This is a genomic window from Miniphocaeibacter halophilus (genome assembly GCF_016458825.1).
In the GTDB taxonomy this organism is placed as follows: Bacteria; Bacillota; Clostridia; order Tissierellales; family Peptoniphilaceae; genus Miniphocaeibacter; species Miniphocaeibacter halophilus.
This window is the reverse complement of sequence record NZ_CP066744.1, coordinates 2,194,713-2,213,370: the sequence shown is the minus strand read 5'-3', so window position 1 is coordinate 2,213,370 and position 18,658 is coordinate 2,194,713. Positions and strand designations below refer to the sequence as shown.

Sequence of the window (18,658 nt, the reverse complement as noted above, 5' to 3'; positions counted from 1 at the left end):
TGTTAAAGTTGATTACTTTATAATTAAGAGAGTCATATTTATTATGAAAATTAGGTGGTACCGCGAACCCTTCGTCCTAAGGATGAGGGGTTTTTTATTTGATTTACTTAATTATAAATATGCTAAATTGATGATAGTATATTAAAATAGTAATTTTAATATGAATTTATAAGGAGAAGATAATTGAAAAATTTAGATAAGAATTATAATCCTAAGAGTTTTGAAGATAGAATTTACAAAACATGGAAAGACGGAGAGTATTTTGTTGCAAAAATAGATGAGAATAAAAAACCATTTACAATTGTAATGCCACCTCCAAATGTAACAGGTAATTTACATTTAGGTCATGCATTAAATAATACCCTACAGGATATTCTAATTAGAAGAAAAAGAATGCAGGGTTATTCTGCACTATGGGTTCCAGGTACAGACCATGCCAGTATTTCCACTGAAATGAAGGTAGTACAAAAAATTGAAAGTGAAGGAAAAACAAAGGCTGAACTTGGAAGAGAAGAATTTCTTAAAGAAGCTTGGGAATGGACCTATGAATATGGTGGAAATATTAAAAACCAATTAGAAAAATTAGGGGTTTCTTGTGACTGGTCAAGAGAAGCCTTTACACTAGATGATAATCTTTCCAATGCAGTTCAAGAAGTCTTTATTAAAATGTATAATGATGGTTTAATTTACAGGGGAGATAGGATTGTAAATTGGTGTGTAAGTTGTGGTACTGCAGTTTCTGATGCAGAAGTTGTTCATAAAGATGAAAGTGGACATTTATGGCATATAAGATATCCTTTCAAAAATAAAGAGGGGTACATTGTAATTGCAACAACTAGACCTGAAACAATGCTAGGAGACTTAGCTGTTGCAGTTAATCCTAATGATGAACGCTATAAAGATATAGTAGGAGAAACTTTAGTTCTACCTTTAGTAAATAGAGAAATTCCAATTATTTCCGATGAATATGTTGAAATGGAATTTGGAACAGGAATGGTTAAAATAACACCTTCTCATGACCCTAATGACTTTGAAGTAGGAGCAAGACATAATCTAGGTCAATGTGTAGTTATTGATGAAAAGGGTTATATTCCTGAAGGATATGGAAAATATTCCGGAATGGAAAGAAGTGAAGCAAGAAAAGCCATTGTAGAGGATTTAGAAAAACTAGGGCTTCTGGATAAAATTGAAGACCATGAGCATTCTGTAGGTCATTGTGAAAGATGTGGAACTGTAATTGAGCCGGTTATTTCTAAACAATGGTTTGTTAAAATGGAAAACTTTGCTAAAGAGGCCCTTGAAGTATATAAGAATGGAGAGCTTAATTTAATACCTTCCAGACTTGGAAAAGTTTATGAAAATTGGCTTACTGGAACTAGAGATTGGACTATTTCTCGTCAACTTTGGTGGGGACATAGAATTCCAATATATTATTGTGATGATTGTGGAGAAATAATAGTTTCTAAGGAAAGGCCGGAAAAAATGTGCCTGTGGAAGTACAAATATAAGACAGGATCCAGATACTTTAGATACTTGGTTTTCGTCTGCTCTTTGGCCATTTTCAACTTTAGGCTGGCCTGAAAAAACACCTGATTTAGAATATTTCTTTCCAACAGATGTTTTAGTTACAGGGTACGATATTATATTTTTCTGGGTAATTAGAATGGTATTTTCATCATTGTACAATATGGGCAAAGTACCTTTTAAAGATGTGTATTTTACCGGTCTAATTAGGGATTCTCAAGGAAGAAAGATGAGTAAATCCTTAAATAATGGTATTGACCCATTAGAAGTAATTGACCAATATGGTGCAGACGCTTTAAGATTTACTTTAGTAACCGGTAATTCTCCAGGCAATGATATGAGATTCTATATGGAAAGAGTAGAGGCTAATAGAAACTTCGCTAATAAATTATGGAATGCTACTCGTTTTATCTTTATGAATTTAGATGAGGATAATATAAAAAACATTGATGAATTAGAACTTGAAAATGTAGATAAATGGATAATTTCACGAGCTAATAATCTAATTAAAAATGTAGATGAAAATATAGATAAGTATGAAATAGGATTAGCAGCAGATAAAATTTATGACTTTGTTTGGAACGAGTTTTGTGACTGGTATATAGAATTAGTAAAATCCAGACTTTATAATTCGGATTTAGAAAGAAGCATAAAAGCACAAAGTACATTAATTCATGTATTGGATATAGTTTTAAAATTACTTCATCCTTTTATGCCTTATATAACTGAGGAAATTTATTCTATTATGCCAAATAAAAAGGATATGCTTATTAATGAAACTTGGCCAAAATATAAGCCTAACTATGAATATAAAGATGAAGAAGAAAAAATAGATATAATGATAAATGCAATTAAGTCTATTAGAAATGCAAGAGCAGAATTAAATATTGCACCAAGTAAAAAAGCAGAACTAATATTTACTAGTAAGGACAAGAATTCCATAGACACGCTAAAAGAACTGACAGAACATTTTAAAACTCTAGGTGGAGCTTCAAGTATTAAGTTTTTAGATGAGGATTTAGATGAAAATATAGATGCTATTTCAATAGTACAAAATAAATTTAAGATTTTCATACCTTTAGCAGATTTAGTTGATTACTCTAAGGAATTGGAAAGACTGGAAAAAGAAGCGGAAAAATTACAGTCTGAAATAAAGAGAGCTAGTGGAAAATTGTCAAATGAAAAATTTACTTCTAAGGCACCTGAAAAAGTTGTACAGGAAGAAAGAGATAAATTAGTAAAATATGAGGGAATGCTTAAGGAAGTAAATAGTTCAATAGAAGGAATTAAGGCAAAATTGTAATGAAATTTGAAGAAGCTTTAGCATATTTGGAGGATGTAAAATATGGACATTGCAAGGACTTTAATAATTTTAAAGAGGTCCTTGCTCTTTTTAAAATAAAAGAATCGGATTTTAAGATTATTCAAATAGCCGGAACAAATGGTAAAGGTACAGTTGGGACTTTTTTAAGTAATTTTATTGAAGGTTCAAATAAAAGTATTGGACATTTTATATCTCCCCATTTAGTAGATTACAGGGAAAGATTTAAAGTAAATAATAAGATTATTTCTAAAGAAAGTTTTATTAATATTGTAAAAAAAATAAAAAATACATTGGCAGATGAATTAAAAAATAAATTAACCTATTTTGAATTATCCTTAATAGTAGCCTTGCTTGTATTTAAATATGAAAAAGTAGAATATATAATATTGGAGGCCGGCATAGGTGGAAGGTATGATATTACAAATATTTTTTCAAATAATATACTATCCATTATAACAACTATTGGTTATGACCATGTTAATATTTTAGGAAATTCACTAGAGGAAATAGCCTATCATAAATCCGGTATAATTAAACCTTGCTCAAAAGTTGTTTCCTATTCTCATACATCAATTGTCGATAGGCTAATAGAAAAAGAAGCTTTAGAAAAACATTCAAATTTAAGTTTTTTAAATAAAGAAGATGTAAAAATTTTAAATATGAACCTTAATGGTTCGGATTTTACATACTTGTCAGAAGAATTTCATACATCGATGATTGGAAAACATCAAGTATATAATATTTGTTTAGCCTTACAGGCTTTTTTATTATTGGATATTGAATATAATATGGATGTTATAAGGGAAAAAATTAATAGCATTCAATTTGAAGGAAGAATGGAAAAAATTAATTATAATCCAACTGTTATCGTAGATGGTGCCCATAATGATGAAGGCCTGGAAATTTTAAATAAAAATATAGAATATTTAAATATAGAAGATTTTATTTTAATAGTAGGATCTATGAATGACAAAAATATTTTTAATAAATTAGAGAAGATTATATCTAAGGCTAAAATTGTTATTTTCACCAAAATTGATTATGAAAGAGCCATAGAACCGGAAAAAATAATGAATTTGGTTAATTTACAAAAGAAACAGTATATAATAATAAATAATATTAAAGAAATTAAAGACTTTATAGTAAATAATATTAAAAAAGAGGATTTAGTTTTAATAACAGGCTCTTTATATTTAGTTGGAGAAATTAAAAAGATCTTTAACTATAAAAATAATAATGGAGATAAGTATGTATAGTGACTTTGCAGAAATATATAACAAACTGGTTTTTGATATAGATTATGATTTTTATTACAATACTATAAATGTTGAGTTAGATAAAAATAGTATTGTTCCCAAAAATATACTTGAAATAGGAATAGGAACTGGAAATTTAACAAAAAGAATGAATTTTGAAACAGATTCCTATATTGGAATTGACTTAAGTCAGGAAATGTTAGAAATTGCCAGTAATAATCTTATAGAAAAAAAGGACATTACATTATTAAATGCCGATATTTCAGATTTTAGTTTAAATAATTTCTTTGATTTAGCCATAAGTACACTAGACACAATAAATTATATTTTAGAAGAAGATAGGTTGTTTTCAGCCTTTAAAAATATATACAATAGTTTAAAAAAGGATTCTGCCTTTATTTTTGATATTAATTCTGAAAATAAATTAAAGAAAGTCCTAGGAAATAATACATTTGTATTTGAATATGAGAATATTTTTTATACATGGCAAAATTTTTTAGACGAAGAAGAAAATATTGTTGATTTTGTTTTAGATTTTTTTATAGAAGAAAATGGCTTGTATAGAAGAATAAGAGAAGAACAAAGCGAAAAGATTTATTCTGTAGATTATATAATGAAACTGTTGAAAAAAGCTGGTTTTAAAAACATCTCTTATAAAGATTTCGATAGTGGAAATAAGGTTACTGAAAATAGTCAGAGAATTTTATTTACAGCCATTAAATAACCTACTTAATATAAATATGTATTTTTCAATATTTCTTGCATTTTATATTTAATTATGGTATAGTTAAATTGTAGCAAAGCTACGCGTATCAACGATGGACATTATCGTTGAGTTCGTTTATTTTTTTTGGAGGATTTTTTAAATGGCAAAAGGCAAAGTAAAATGGTTTAATGCAACTAAAGGATTTGGATTTATATCTACAGAAGAAGGAGAAGACGTTTTCGTTCACTATTCAGCTTTAGAAGATAATGGAGATTTCAGAACTTTAGATGAAGGACAAGAAGTAGAATTCGAAGTAGTTGAAGGAACAAAAGGTCCACAAGCTTCTAATGTAGTTAAATTATAAAGTACAAAATATATTTTAGAAGTAAACCAAAGCCCCTAATTATTTAGGGGCTTTTGTAATTGGAGGATATATGAGCAAATTATATAGAGCAATTAATAAAAATGAAACAATAAGATTTTTTATTATAAATTCAACTGAAATAATAGAAGAGATGAGAAGAACTCACAATACTTCTACTACAGCTACAGCTGCACTAGGCAGATTAACGACTATGGCTGCAATAATGGGGTCAGATATAAAAAATGAAAAAGAAAAAATAATTTTAAAAGTCAAAGGTGATGGACCTTCAGGAATGCTTATTTCAGAAATAAATTCCAAGGGAAATATTAAATCATATATTCAAAACCTACAAGTAGATATTCCAAGTATAGTTGAAAATAATAAATTAGACGTTGGATCTTTTGTAGGAAAAAATGGTGCATTAGCAGTAATACATGATTTTGGTTTCGGGGAACCTTATACTGGTCAAACAAGTTTGGTTTCAGGGGAAATTGCAGAGGATTTTGCAAATTATTTTTATCAATCCGATCAATTACCTACAGTTGTTACACTTGGAGTGTTAGTAGATACAGATTATTCTGTTAAATCAGCTGGAGGTATTTTCATTCAAGCATTACCAGGTTATACAGATGAGGACATTGATATATTGGAAAAATGTATTAATAATCTTCCACCTGTAAGTTCTTTGTTTAATAAATACGAATCACCTGAGGAGATTTTAAAAATATTTTTCAAGGAAATGGAAGTAGAAATTTTAGAAATAGAAGATAGAATATACAAATGCGACTGTAATAGAGATAGGATAGAAAAGGCATTATTGTCTATTGGTGAAGAGGAAATTAACAAAATTATAGAAGAAGATCACCAAATTGAATTAACTTGTAGTTATTGTAATAAAAAATATAATTTTACTGAAGAAGAAATTAAAGATTTACTGGAAAAAGCAAGGATTTAGTCCTTGCTTTTTCTGTCATTAATGAATTATAGAAGATTGTTATTATTTGTGATATAATGTATTAAATATTTTATATAAAGGATGAAATAAATGATTAAAGTAGGAATTGTTGGTTCAACTGGCTATGCAGGTGGAGAATTAGTAAGGTTATTACTACAGCATAAGGAAGTTGAAATTAAATGGTTGTATTCACAAAGTTATCTTGGAGAGGATTACCATAGAATATATGGTAATTTTTTTAAACTATTAGATAAGAAATGTGTTGGTGGAGATATTAATGACTTGGTCAATGAAGTAGACTTAATATTTACTGCTACTCCACAGGGATATTGTTCCGGGATAATTAATGAGGAATTATTAAGTAAGGTAAGAGTAATTGATTTAAGTGCGGATTTTAGAATTAAAGATTTGGATATCTACACTTCATGGTATAACTTGGAACACAAATCTCCTGAGTATATTGATGAAGCAGTATATGGTCTATGTGAAATAAATCGAGAAAAGATTAAAAAAACTAGGATTTTAGCTAATCCAGGGTGTTACACTACAGCATCTATTCTTTCCCTATATCCATTAGTTAGGGAAAAGTTGGTGGATTTAAATAGTATTATTATAGATGCAAAATCCGGTACTTCCGGAGCAGGAAGAGGTAGTTCTGTTGCAAGTTTATTTTGTGAAGTAAACGAAAGTATTAAGGCTTACGGAATAACAAGCCATAGACATACACCAGAGATTGAAGAGCAACTTGGCTATGGAGCAGGAGAAAATGTTATTGTTAATTTTACCCCACATTTGGTTCCAATGAACAGAGGAATATTAACAACTTCATATTTAAATTTACTAAGTAAGGTAAATTATTTCGATTTAAAGGAAATATATAATAAATACTATGGAAATGAATATTTTATTAGACTTTTAGAAGAAAATGTATTTCCAGAAACCAGATGGGTTTCAAGTAGTAATTTTGTAGATATAAACTTTAAAATTGACAATAGAACAAATAGAGTTGTTGTTATCTCTGCAATAGATAATTTAATAAAAGGGGCAGCAGGACAGGCTGTTCAGAATATGAACATTATGTATGGACTAAAAGAAAATGAAGGGTTGGAACAAGTTCCCTTGTTTCCATAATAGATAAGGAGTGTGTATGAAAGAAATCGAAGGAGGTATTGTTTCTCCAAAGGGTTTTTATTCTACAGGAGTTAAGGCGGGAATTAAAAAGGATAGTCTGGATATGGCTGCAATTTATAGTGAAGTGCCGGCAAGTATAGCTGGTACTTTTACACAAAATATTGTTAAAGCAGCTCCTGTAGTTTGGGACAGAAAAATAGTTGATGATAATTTAAAATCCCAATTAATAATTATAAATAGCGGAATTGCAAATGCTGCAGTAGGAACAGAGGGACTAAAACATTGTGAAGAAACAGCATTAGAGGCTGAAGAAATTTTTAACTTAGATAAAAATTCCGTATTATTAGCTTCAACAGGATTAATTGGAGCTAAATTGCCAATGGATAAGATAATAAACGGTGTTAGTCTACTAAGAAAAAATTTAAACAATTCAAGTGAAAGTGCTAATTTAACGGCTGAAGCTATTTTAACTACAGATACTAAAAAGAAGGAAATAGCTGTTGAGTTGGAGTTGGATAATAAAATCGTAAAAATAGCCGGAATATGCAAAGGTTCCGGAATGATTCATCCCGATATGTGTACAATGTTAGCTTTTATAACTACTGATATTAGTATTGATGATTTATTATTAAAGAAATGTACTAAAGAAATTGTAGATGATACTTTTAATATGATTTCAGTAGATGGAGACACATCTACAAATGATACAGTCTTAGTTATGGCAAATGGATTGGCAAAAAACAATAAAATTACTAAAGAAACTGAAGAATATAACAAATTTAAAGATGCACTAAAGTATGTTTTTACTTATTTAGCTAAAAAAATTGCTGAAGATGGAGAAGGAGCAACTAAATTATTTGAAGTTAAGGTTAAGGGAGCTTCTACTGTAAAACAGGCTAAAAAAATTGCTAAATCAGTTGTAACTTCAAATTTAACTAAAGCGGCATTATTTGGCAATGATGCAAATTGGGGTAGGATTTTCTGTGCTATGGGTTATGCAGGAGAGCATTTTGACCCACTTAAGGTAGATTTAAACTTCATAAGTACAGCTGGAAATATAGAGATTGTTAAAAATGGAGTTGCAGAAAAATTTAATGAAGAAAAGGCTGTAGAAATTTTATCACAAAAAGAAGTTTTAGCATTAATTGATCTAAAAGAAGGTAATTGTGAAGCAACAGCATGGGGTTGTGACTTAACTTATGAATATGTAAGAATAAATGGAGAGTATAGATCATGATAAATACATCTAATTCAAATAATGTAGAGGATAAGGCTAATATTTTAATTGAGGCTTTGCCTTATATTCAAAAATTTCATAACAAGGTAATAGTAATTAAATATGGTGGTTCGGCTATGTTAGATGAAACCCTAAAAGAAAGTGTAATGAGAGATGTTGCCCTATTGAAATCAGTTGGTATTCATCCTGTAATTGTCCATGGTGGAGGAAATGAAATTACTAAATGGGTTGAATTAAATGGAATGAAGTCTGAATTTTATAACGGATTTAGGATAACTGATTCCGATACAATGAAAATAGTAGAAATGGTTCTTGGTGGCGTTAACAAGGGTTTAGTATCCCATATGGAAAGTTTAGGAGTTAAAGCAGTAGGCTTAAGTGGCAAAGACGGCTCTATGTTACGTGTTAAAAAGAAAAAAGTCGATGAAGTAGATATAGGTTTTGTTGGTGATATTACAAAGGTTAATACACAACTAATTAACACATTGCTTAAAGATGACTATGTACCTGTTATTTGTCCAATAGGTTTAGATAAAAACTACCAGATGTACAATATAAATGCAGATGAGGCTGCCAGCGAAATAGCAATAGCATTAGAGGCGGAAAAAACTTGCATTTTTAACAGATACAGAAGGATTCTATTTGGACTTTAATGATGAAAGTTCTTTAATTTCTAGAATATCGATAAGTGAAGCTCAAAAGTTAATAAGAGAAGGTAAAATAAATGGCGGTATGTTACCTAAAATGGAAAATTGTATTAGGGCAGCAAAAAATAGTGTAAAGAGAGTCCATATTTTAGATGGTAGAAAAATGCACAGTTTATTATTAGAAATATTTACTAAAAAGGGTATTGGAACCTTAATATATAGATAAAGGAGTAATAATGGATAAATATATAGATTTAGCAGAAGACAATATTTTAAAAACCTATAATCGCTTTCCGGTAGTTTTTAAAAAGGGGGAAGATGTATATCTTTATGACAATAAAGATAAAAAATATTTGGATTTTTTAAGTGGAATAGGTGTAATTGGTTTAGGATACAGTAACAAAAAATTTACAGATAGTATTAAAGAACAGGTGGAAAATTTATTACATACTTCTAATTTATTTTATACAGAGGAAATAGGAACTGCTGCAAGTAAAATTATAGAGGTTAGTAAAATGTCCAAGGTTTTTTTCACTAACAGTGGAGCTGAAGCAATAGAAGGTGCCTTAAAAGTAGCTAAAAAATTTGCCTATGAAAAAAATGGAAAAGATGATTATGAAATAATAGCATTTAAGAATTCTTTTCATGGAAGAACTATTGGTGCCCTATCTGTAACAGGAAATGACTCCTACAGAGAACCATTTTATCCATTACTACCGGGAGTTAAATTTGCAGAAATTAATAATATTTCCAGTGTTAAAGAATTAATCAATACAAAAACCGCAGCAATAATTATTGAACCTATTCAAGGCGAAGGTGGGTTAACTGTTGCTGATGATGACTTTTTAAAAGAATTGGAATCAATTTGTAATGAAAAAAATATTTTATTAATTCTAGACGAAATACAATGTGGGGTTGGTAGGACAGGTAGTTTTTATAGATATTTAGAAATTGGTATAAAACCGGATATTGTAACTACAGCAAAGGCAATTGGCAACGGTATTCCAGTGGGAGCATTTCTTCTAAATGAAAAAGCTGCTAAAGATTCATTAAAACCAGGAGACCATGGAACGACCTATGGTGGAAATCCATTAGCAGGAAAAGCCATATCTACAGTTATAGATATTTTTAAAGAAGATGAAATTTTAAAGAAAGTAAAATCAACTTCTCTATATTTTGAAGAAAAACTAGATGAACTAGTTAATAAATATGATTTCATTTTAGAAAAAAAGGGAATAGGATTAATGAGGGGATTAAAATTATCCTCCGACAAAAAAGTTGGCGATATTGTTAAAAACTGTTTAAATAATGGCTTGGTTATAGGAACAGCTGAAGGAAATGTTCTTCGATTTTTACCACCATTAATAATAGATAATAATAATATTGATGAAATGATAGGAAAATTGGAAAAGTCTTTTTAATTATTTAAAGAGCAAATTAAACAAGGACATTTTGTTCTTGTTTTTTATTTGTTTAAAAAGATTATAGTTTTTCAATATAAATATAGATATTATTAAGATGTTTTATTTTAAGATTTAGATATAATAAAATTAACAATATAAATATCTATAGGAGGTATATTATGAGACAGGAATATCCACGTCCAAATTTTGTTAGAAAAGATTGGATTAATTTAAATGGAGAGTGGGACTTTAAATATGATGATAAAAATAAAAAGATAAATGTTCCTTTTGTTCCCCAAAGTAAGCTAAGTGGAATTAACGAAAGAATAAAAACAGATTTTGTAATATATGAGAGAAAATTCAATATTCCAAAGGAATGGAATGGTAAAAATATAATATTACATTTTGGAGCCGTAGATTATAGTTGTGATGTTTTTATAAACAATAATAAAGTCGGTTCACATAAAGGCGGAAATACCTCTTTTAGTTTTGATATAACACGTTTTTTAGAAGATGAAGAGCAAATTTTAACCGTAGAGGTTTATGATCCACTAAAGGATGATACTATTCCACGAGGAAAACAATTTTGGAAGGAAGAAAGTGAATTCATTTGGTACACCCCAAGTACTGGCATATGGCAGACTGTTTGGTTGGAACCTATTGACAACTCAAACATATCCTATGTGCATATGACTCCTGATATAGATAGGGGAGAAGTTGAAATACGTTTTGAACTGGATAAAAGATGTAAACTACCTTGTGAAGTAAATTTCTCAATTAAATTTAATTATGAAATCGTTAACGAAACTTTACTAAAATGCAATCAATTACAAAATAAAATTGTTTTAGATGTATTTGGCAATAGGGCAATGGAAGGCAGTTTCCATTTTACAGGTAGATATTGGACACCGGAAAATCCTGTGCTTTACGATGTAGAAATAAAATTGTCAAATGAAAATAATATTAAGGATTTTGTTAAAACATATTTTGGCATGAGAAAGGTTCATGTTGAAAATGGAAAATTTTATTTAAATAACCTGCCTTATTATAATAAGTTAATTTTAGATCAAGGATACTGGAAAGATGGTTTAATTACAGCTCCTACAGACGAGGATTATAAAACCGATATTATTAAATTTAAAGAAATGGGTTTTAATGGTTGTAGAAAACATGAAAAAGTAGAAGATCCAAGATTTTTATACTGGGCAGATAAGTTAGGGTTTTTAGTTTGGATTGGAATGGCAAGTTTTTGGAGTTATACACCGGAAGCTGCAAGTAATTTTACAAAAGAATGGTGTGATGTAATTAAAAGGGATTACAATAGTCCTAGTATTGTAGTTTGGGGGATGTTAAATGAAAGTTGGGGAGTACCTAAAATTTATGATAATTTACATCAACAAGCTTTTTCACAAGCCTTATACTATCTAGCTAAAAGTTTGGACCAAAGTAGACTTGTTATTGGTAACGATGGTTGGGAACAGACTACTACAGATATTGCTGCCCTACATACATATAAGCATGGTGTAGAGCAAGATTATAAACAGCATGAACTATTTTCTAAATCCTTAAAAAACATTGATGAAATGCATAATATTGTAGAAAAACTACCTTATGCTAAAGGTTTTAAATATAATGGTGAGCCTTTTATGATTACTGAATTTGGTGGAATTTCAATGTCAAAGGACAATTCAGATGATTGGGGATATACTTTTGCGAAAAGTGAAGAAGAATTTATTACAACCTATAGTAGGATAATGGAATCAATTTACGATTCAGATATTATTTGCGGCTATTGCTATACTCAAGCTACAGATATTGAACAGGAAACCAACGGTCTATTAGATATAAATCATGAATTTAAATTTGACCCAGCGAAAATAAAAGAAATAAATGATAAGAAGAAAGTTAATAATCTTTAAAAAAATGTCTCATCGAAAGGTGAGATATTTTTAATATCTAAGTGATATTAATTCTAAAATATGATAATCTATTTTCGAGTGTTTATTTTAAATAGGTAAAACTATTGTAAATTTTACTTATATTTTTCAATGAAGGAGTAATTTATGAAATTTAAATCCATTAGAACTAAAATATTATTAAGCAGTTTAGTTTTATTTGCAATATTATTATCTTCTTTTTTTATTATTTATTATATTTCCTTATCTCATATTAAATCTATGACCATTTCTTCAATGGAATCATCTGTTGAAAAAAGTGCAAACGATATGAATAATCTTCTTAAAAATATGGAAAACGTTGCAGAAATGGTTGCCTTAGATAGTGAGATTCAAAAATCGTTAAGATTACCTTTACCAGAAACTAAACAGGATATTTTCAAACAACGTTTAGAGTATAATCAAAAAATTCTATACATGAAGCAGTTTTCCAACCAAATAGATGGTATTTTCGTTCTAGGAGAAAATGGTTCAATTTTTCGAGGTAGTAATAAATCTTTAAGGGAAGAAGAATATAGGAATTTTGATTGGTATAAAAAGGTTGTTAAGGAAAATGAAAGTTTGTGGATAGAACCAAATAATCCTTCATTAATAATAAAAAATTTAAATAAACCAACTTTGAGTTTAGTATTTCCCATTCAAGATAGGATTTCTCCGGAAATTATAGGAGTTGTTGTTGTAGAGGTTTTAACATCAACTTTAAATGATATTTTTATAGAAAGTACTATCTACAAGGGAAATATTTATATTGTTAATGAAAATGGTAATATTTCATATTCAAATCAAGAAAATATTGAAGAAGCAATATCTTTAGAAAAAATAAAATATGAAAAAGAAGATTTCATATCAAAAAAACAAATAGATTCCAACAACTGGGAATTAATTGGTTTTATAAAGAAGAATATAGTTTTTTCTGAATTATACAATATAAGAAATAATATATTAATAATTTTTATAATAGTTGCAATTATTAGTTGTACTTATATTTGGTTTTCTGCTAATAAATTAACAAAACCTATAAAAAGAATTATTAAAAACATGAAAATAGTTGAAAAAGGAAATTTCAATATATCTTTGGAGGTAGAAAGCGAAGACGAAATGGGAGTATTGACTACTACCTTTAATCACATGGTATATACAATTAAGGAATTAATAGAAAAGGAAAAACAACAACAGATACTTTTAGAAACAGCAGAATTAAATGCTTTACAAAGTCAAATTAATCCACATTTTCTATATAATACTCTAGATTCAATAAACTGGATGGCTAGATTAAATAGACTAGATGTAGTTTCCGATATGATAGAAGCATTAACAACAGTTTTTAGGGTTAGTTTAAGTAAAGGGAAGGTTTTAATTCCGGTTAAAGATGAGCTTAGTCATGTGGAAGAATATATGAAAATTCAAAAGTATAGATACGGTGATAAAATTAATTTTGAAATAGATGTTGCTGAAAAATTATTGGATTACACAATTGTTAAAATTATTTTTCAACCCTTAGTTGAAAATTCACTATATCATGGCTTAATTAATATTAATAAAAGGGGAGATATAAAATTAATAGGAAAAGAATATGAAGATAAGTTAGTGTTTATAGTAGAAGATAATGGGTTGGGAATGACAAAGGAAAAACTTAAAGAAATTAATAATCATCTTAAAGATGGAATAGATATAAAATCATCTTCTTATGGAATAATAAATGTTCAAAGAAGATTACAGATGACTTTTGGTGAAGAATATGGACTAAAATATGAAAGCGAAATAGATAAAGGAACTAAAGTATATATAGAATTACCAAAAATAAAGGAGAATTAAATGTTAAATTTACTAATTGTAGAAGATGAAGAAATATTGAGAATAGGTTTAACATCGTATATGAATTGGGAAAATTTAGGTTATATAGTTAAAGGACAAGCTAGTAATGGAAAGGAAGCTTTGAATGTATTAGAAAATGAAGATATTGATGTAGTTATAACAGACATTAGAATGCCTTTAATGACAGGAATAGAATTATCAGAAATAATACATGAAAAATATCCGTTAATAAAAATTGTAATAGTAAGCGGATATGATGATTTTGAATATGCTAGAAGTGCTTTAAGGTTTGGCGTAGTTGATTATCTATTAAAACCAATTAATTTAAAAAAACTTGATTCTACTATGACAAAAATTAGAGAACAATTTAATAAAGAAAAAAAGAAGCTGAAGAATTAAATAGGTTGCAAAATGTTGCAGAGAGCTCCTCTCAAATCTACAGCTAATAAGATTATTAACGATATATTTGTTTTGGATTTATCCTATGAAGAATTAAAAAACAAACAAGTTCCAATGGAATTAGAAGAAAAATATTATTCAATTATAATTGCAGGAATAGAAAATTTTGTTTTGTATATTAACGAATATACTAATTTAGAATTATTGGAATTAGATAGGAACTTTGGTTCTCAAATAAAAGAACAACTAGAGAAATTTGAGCAAATATATATGTTACAGGAACAACTATGTGAACGAATTATATGTATTTATGGAGATTCTGAAAATGAAGTTTTAAGCATAATTGAAAATTTAGAAACTAAAATAAAAAATTTAAAAATAGAAAATATGAATGGAGTCTTGTTTAAAGGAAGTACCGAAAAAGGAATATTTAAAATAAAACAATCCTATTCCATAGCAAGAAATAGTTGGAAAGTTGCTCAAGAAAATTATTGGGAAATATCTCCAATACTAACAACTGATGGTAAATCTGAAAATTATACTTTCTTTAGTTATGACAGTTCAAAAATAAAATCTGCAATAAGATCAGGAGAAGAAGAGGAAATACTTAATGAGTTAGAAAAATTTTATAAAAAATTAGGCAAGGGTTATATTAACTCTTACCTACAGTGGATAATGATTTTTAGTAATTTATATAGAGAAATAATTCAACTACCAGAAGAAGTAGGAGTTAAAGTTGATGATATTATTGGAAATCCAGATTTATTATTAAAAGAAATGATGCTTGAACGAAAAAGAGAGATTATGATGAATAATCTTAGAGCGATAAGCAGTGAAATTGGTAATGAATTTAAAAAAGCTGGTCAAGGTAGGCAAAAGGATATTTTAAATAAGGCTTTAACTTTTATTGATGATAATTATTATAAAGAGGATTTAACAATAGGAGATGTGGCGAAAAACATTTATGTTAGTAGTTCATACTTAAGTTTATTATTTAGAAAGGAATTAGGTAAAACTTTTATAGAAATATTATCTGATACTAGAATGGAACATGCTAAAAATCTTTTACTAAATACTAACTTAAGATCCTACGAAGTAGGAGAAAAATGCGGTTATTCTAATCCATCATACTTTAGTACAGTATTTAAAGGGTATTACGGATGTTCTCCATCAAAGTTTAAAAAGAAATCATAGTTTCTAATAATATTTCATACCAATAATTTATTATGATAGAAAAGTGAAAGATATTTATAGTTTTTTTAATGGTTTACAGTCTGTATAGCTTATATAATATAATTGAATAGAAAATTAAATATCAAGGGGGAAAACGTATGAGTAGTAAAATTAAGAAAATTTTAATGTTGATGTTATCAGCAGTTTTGGTTTTTTCTTTAGTTGCATGTAGTGACAAAGAAGAGAAGAAGGAAGAGGGAACTGACGCTGGCACACCTGTAAAACAAGCTGAAAATGGAGAATTAGATATGTCTGCACTATCAGGTTTAACTGTAGGGTTTTCACAATGTGATAATGCTAGTGCTTGGAGAATTGCTGAAACAGAAAGCATTCAAGAAACAGCAAAGGAAAACGATGTAACATTAGTTTATGCAGATGCAGGTGGAGATATTGCAAAACAGGCTTCTGATATAGGCGATATGATTGCTCAAGGAGTTGACTACATAATTGCTGCTCCGCAAGAAGAAGATGGCTTACAAAGTGTATTACAAGAAGCTATGGCTGAAGGAATAGGAGTTATATTAGTTGACCGTGGAGTTAATGGAGAAGCAGGAACAGATTATACAACAGCAATAATGTCGGATTTTATTTGGGAAGCTGAACAAGTTGCTAAAAAGGTTATAGAGGCTACAGAAGGTAAAGGAAATGTAGTTATACTTCAAGGAACTCCAGGAGCTACTTCTGCAACAGAAAGAAATGAAGGATTTTTAAATACAATAAAAGATACTGATTTAAAGGTTATTGTAGAACAGCCAGCAGGTTTCTTAATGGCTGAGGCTCAATCTGTAATGGAAAATATTCTTCAAGCTCAAGGAGATGAAGTAGATGTAGTATTCTGTCATAATGACGATATGGCTTTAGGCGCATTAACAGCAATAAAGGCTGCAGGATATAAACCGGGCGAAGATATTTTAGTATGTGGAATTGATGGAGCTTCAGCAGCATTAGAAGCTGTTAAATCAGGGGAAATGTTATGTACAGCTTCATGTTCACCATATTTTGGACCAATAACTTTTGAAACTATTGCTAAACTTAAAAATAATGAACAAGTTGATGAGAAATTAATAATTGAAGATACTTTATTTGATATAGACAATGCAGATCCAGCATTGGGTTACTAGGAGAATATATAAAACGGCCTGCATAAGCAGGTCGTTTCTTCCAACTGGAGGTTTAATATGGAAAGAAAAATAATACTGGAAATGAAAAATATTGAAAAATCTTTTCCAGGGGTAAAGGCATTAAAAAATGTTGATTTTTCTGTAGCAGAGGGAGAGGTTCATGCTTTAATGGGAGAAAATGGAGCTGGAAAATCAACTTTAATAAAAGTCCTAACTGGTGTATATGGAAAAGATAGCGGCGATATAATGTTTCAAGGAAAATCTATTAATCCAAAATCTACTTTAGAAGCTCAAGAAGAGGGAATAAGTACAATTTATCAAGAATTAAATCTTAGTCCTTTTCAAACTGTTTATGAAAATATTTATTTAGGAAGAGAAATAAAAAATAAATATGGCTCGCTAGATAGAAAACAAATGAGAGCTGGTGCTAAAGAATTATTATCAGATATGGGTTTACATATAGATGTAGATGTTCCCTTAAGAAAATATAGTACTGCTATTCAGCAAATGGTAGCAATTGCTAGAGCTGTTTCTACAAAAGCAAAATTAGTTATTATGGATGAACCTACTTCTTCTTTAGATACTAAGGAAGTTAGGGTTTTATTTGATGTTATAAATCGTTTAAAATCTCAAGGAATTGCCATTATATTTATTAGTCATAGATTAGATGAAGTATTCGAAATTTGTGGTCATGTTACTATTTTAAAAGATGGAGAACTTGTTGGAGATTATAGTATAGAAGATTTAGATCAAATGAAATTAGTTTCTTTAATGATTGGTAGAGAGGCTGTAACTTTAGAAAGAAAAAAAGACAAATATACATTTAGAGATGTTGATGAGTTAGTAAAAATGGAAGATATTCATTTTGAAACTAAGTTAAACGGTATAGGAATTAGTATAAAAAAAGGTGAAGTTCTAGGACTAGCTGGATTATTAGGGTCGGGAAGAACGGAGTTAGCCAATGTTTTATTTGGAGAAATTAGACCAGATAAAGGAAATATATATTGGTTAGATAAGAAAGTCTCATTAAAAAATCCACAAATGGCAATTAAATTAGGTATGGGATTTTGTACTGAAGATAGAAAAGTAGAAGGAATTTTCCCGGAGATGACTGTTAAAGAAAACATGACAGTTGCTTTACTTCCTCAAATTAGTAAACATGGAATAATTTCCAATAAGAAGGAAGAGGAATTAACTCAATATTATATTGACAAACTTCGTATAAAAACACCTTCAATGGATCAATTAATTGGTAATTTATCAGGTGGAAATCAACAAAAAGTATTACTTGCTAGATGGATGTGTATGAATCCGGACTTAATAATAATGGATGAGCCAACAAGAGGGATAGATGTTGGTGCTAAGTCAGAAATTGAAGACTTAATACAGGAACTTTCCTCTAATGGAATAAGTATATTAATGATTTCTTCTGAAATAGAGGAGTTGGAGCGTAACTGTGACAGGGTTTATGTTATGAGGGAAGGAAAAGAATTAGCAGATTTAATTGAGGATGATATTAATTCAGATTTAATTATGAGCACTATTGCTTCTGCAGGAAAAGTTAGTAGCAAAGAAGGAGGAAAATAAA

17 protein-coding genes and 1 other annotated feature (1 of these 18 running past the window's edge) are annotated in these 18,658 nt (G+C 28.9%); all 17 genes read left to right on the top strand.

The window, feature by feature from the left end:
* Positions 1 to 82: a binding site (T-box leader), on the top strand (it extends 101 nt beyond the left edge of the window).
* Between the two features lie 101 nt (positions 83 to 183).
* The 17 genes from valS to JFY71_RS10995 all read left to right on the top strand — a co-directional run bounded on the left by valS (position 184) and on the right by JFY71_RS10995 (position 18,657).
* Entirely contained in the window at positions 184 to 1,581 is a 1,398-nt protein-coding gene (gene valS, locus JFY71_RS12140; protein WP_338041868.1) for a valine--tRNA ligase, read from the top strand.
* Positions 1,505 to 2,827 (top strand): class I tRNA ligase family protein, encoded by a 1,323-nt coding sequence (locus JFY71_RS12135; protein ID WP_338041890.1) that lies wholly within the window; start codon positions 1,505 to 1,507, stop codon positions 2,825 to 2,827. The genes valS and JFY71_RS12135 overlap by 77 nt, the downstream gene beginning before the upstream one ends.
* The gene (locus JFY71_RS11065) at positions 2,827 to 4,104 is read left to right on the top strand and encodes a bifunctional folylpolyglutamate synthase/dihydrofolate synthase (protein WP_243660839.1); all 1,278 of its coding nucleotides are present in this window, start codon (positions 2,827 to 2,829) and stop codon (positions 4,102 to 4,104) included. The genes JFY71_RS12135 and JFY71_RS11065 overlap by 1 nt, the downstream gene beginning before the upstream one ends.
* Positions 4,097 to 4,828, top strand: coding sequence for a class I SAM-dependent DNA methyltransferase (locus JFY71_RS11060; RefSeq protein WP_243660838.1), 732 nt, complete (start codon positions 4,097 to 4,099; stop codon positions 4,826 to 4,828). Before JFY71_RS11065 ends, JFY71_RS11060 begins: the two co-directional genes overlap by 8 nt.
* 142 nt (positions 4,829 to 4,970) lie before the next feature.
* Positions 4,971 to 5,174, top strand: coding sequence for a cold-shock protein (locus JFY71_RS11055; protein WP_099203027.1), 204 nt, complete (start codon positions 4,971 to 4,973; stop codon positions 5,172 to 5,174).
* A gap of 70 nt (positions 5,175 to 5,244) precedes the next feature.
* Entirely contained in the window at positions 5,245 to 6,129 is an 885-nt protein-coding gene (gene hslO, locus JFY71_RS11050) for an Hsp33 family molecular chaperone HslO (RefSeq protein WP_243660837.1), read from the top strand.
* Between the two features lie 90 nt (positions 6,130 to 6,219).
* Positions 6,220 to 7,260, top strand: a complete 1,041-nt coding sequence (gene argC, locus JFY71_RS11045; protein ID WP_243660836.1) for an N-acetyl-gamma-glutamyl-phosphate reductase — start codon at positions 6,220 to 6,222, stop codon at positions 7,258 to 7,260.
* Between the two features lie 16 nt (positions 7,261 to 7,276).
* Positions 7,277 to 8,497, top strand: coding sequence for a bifunctional glutamate N-acetyltransferase/amino-acid acetyltransferase ArgJ (gene argJ / locus JFY71_RS11040; protein WP_243660835.1), 1,221 nt, complete (start codon positions 7,277 to 7,279; stop codon positions 8,495 to 8,497).
* Positions 8,494 to 9,150: an acetylglutamate kinase gene (gene argB / locus JFY71_RS11035; RefSeq protein WP_243660834.1), complete on the top strand. Its 657-nt coding sequence runs from the start codon at positions 8,494 to 8,496 to the stop codon at positions 9,148 to 9,150. Before argJ ends, argB begins: the two co-directional genes overlap by 4 nt.
* Positions 9,140 to 9,370 carry an amino acid kinase family protein gene (locus tag JFY71_RS11030; protein WP_243660833.1) on the top strand — a complete coding sequence of 77 codons (231 nt, stop codon included), beginning with the start codon at positions 9,140 to 9,142 and terminating at the stop codon, positions 9,368 to 9,370. The genes argB and JFY71_RS11030 overlap by 11 nt, the downstream gene beginning before the upstream one ends.
* 10 nt (positions 9,371 to 9,380) lie before the next feature.
* Positions 9,381 to 10,565 carry an aspartate aminotransferase family protein gene (locus tag JFY71_RS11025; RefSeq protein ID WP_243660832.1) on the top strand — a complete coding sequence of 395 codons (1,185 nt, stop codon included), beginning with the start codon at positions 9,381 to 9,383 and terminating at the stop codon, positions 10,563 to 10,565.
* Between the two features lie 161 nt (positions 10,566 to 10,726).
* Positions 10,727 to 12,466 carry a glycoside hydrolase family 2 protein gene (locus JFY71_RS11020; RefSeq protein ID WP_243660831.1) on the top strand — a complete coding sequence of 580 codons (1,740 nt, stop codon included), beginning with the start codon at positions 10,727 to 10,729 and terminating at the stop codon, positions 12,464 to 12,466.
* Positions 12,467 to 12,610: 144 nt separating this feature from the next.
* Positions 12,611 to 14,317, top strand: a complete 1,707-nt coding sequence (locus JFY71_RS11015; RefSeq protein WP_243660830.1) for a cache domain-containing sensor histidine kinase — start codon at positions 12,611 to 12,613, stop codon at positions 14,315 to 14,317.
* Positions 14,318 to 14,716 carry a response regulator gene (locus tag JFY71_RS11010; protein WP_243660829.1) on the top strand — a complete coding sequence of 133 codons (399 nt, stop codon included), beginning with the start codon at positions 14,318 to 14,320 and terminating at the stop codon, positions 14,714 to 14,716. It begins immediately after the preceding gene.
* A 12-nt stretch (positions 14,717 to 14,728) separates the two neighbouring features.
* Entirely contained in the window at positions 14,729 to 15,910 is a 1,182-nt protein-coding gene (locus JFY71_RS11005) for an AraC family transcriptional regulator (protein WP_243660828.1), read from the top strand.
* 137 nt (positions 15,911 to 16,047) lie between these two features.
* Positions 16,048 to 17,070, top strand: a complete 1,023-nt coding sequence (locus tag JFY71_RS11000; protein ID WP_243660827.1) for an ABC transporter substrate-binding protein — start codon at positions 16,048 to 16,050, stop codon at positions 17,068 to 17,070.
* Between the two features lie 57 nt (positions 17,071 to 17,127).
* Positions 17,128 to 18,657, top strand: coding sequence for a sugar ABC transporter ATP-binding protein (locus JFY71_RS10995; protein ID WP_243660826.1), 1,530 nt, complete (start codon positions 17,128 to 17,130; stop codon positions 18,655 to 18,657).
* The last annotated feature ends 1 nt before the right edge of the window (position 18,658 follow it).

Coding starts and splice junctions, on each gene's coding strand:
- argC (WP_243660836.1), top strand. CDS start 6,220: ATGATTAAAGTAGGAATTGTTGGTTCAACTGGCTATGCAGGTGGAGAA.
- hslO (WP_243660837.1), top strand. CDS start 5,245: ATGAGCAAATTATATAGAGCAATTAATAAAAATGAAACAATAAGATTT.
- JFY71_RS11005 (WP_243660828.1), top strand. CDS start 14,729: ATGTTGCAGAGAGCTCCTCTCAAATCTACAGCTAATAAGATTATTAAC.
- JFY71_RS11020 (WP_243660831.1), top strand. CDS start 10,727: ATGAGACAGGAATATCCACGTCCAAATTTTGTTAGAAAAGATTGGATT.
- JFY71_RS11065 (WP_243660839.1), top strand. CDS start 2,827: ATGAAATTTGAAGAAGCTTTAGCATATTTGGAGGATGTAAAATATGGA.
- JFY71_RS11010 (WP_243660829.1), top strand. CDS start 14,318: ATGTTAAATTTACTAATTGTAGAAGATGAAGAAATATTGAGAATAGGT.
- argB (WP_243660834.1), top strand. CDS start 8,494: ATGATAAATACATCTAATTCAAATAATGTAGAGGATAAGGCTAATATT.
- argJ (WP_243660835.1), top strand. CDS start 7,277: ATGAAAGAAATCGAAGGAGGTATTGTTTCTCCAAAGGGTTTTTATTCT.
- JFY71_RS11060 (WP_243660838.1), top strand. CDS start 4,097: ATGTATAGTGACTTTGCAGAAATATATAACAAACTGGTTTTTGATATA.
- JFY71_RS10995 (WP_243660826.1), top strand. CDS start 17,128: ATGGAAAGAAAAATAATACTGGAAATGAAAAATATTGAAAAATCTTTT.
- JFY71_RS11025 (WP_243660832.1), top strand. CDS start 9,381: ATGGATAAATATATAGATTTAGCAGAAGACAATATTTTAAAAACCTAT.
- JFY71_RS11000 (WP_243660827.1), top strand. CDS start 16,048: ATGAGTAGTAAAATTAAGAAAATTTTAATGTTGATGTTATCAGCAGTT.
- JFY71_RS11055 (WP_099203027.1), top strand. CDS start 4,971: ATGGCAAAAGGCAAAGTAAAATGGTTTAATGCAACTAAAGGATTTGGA.
- JFY71_RS11015 (WP_243660830.1), top strand. CDS start 12,611: ATGAAATTTAAATCCATTAGAACTAAAATATTATTAAGCAGTTTAGTT.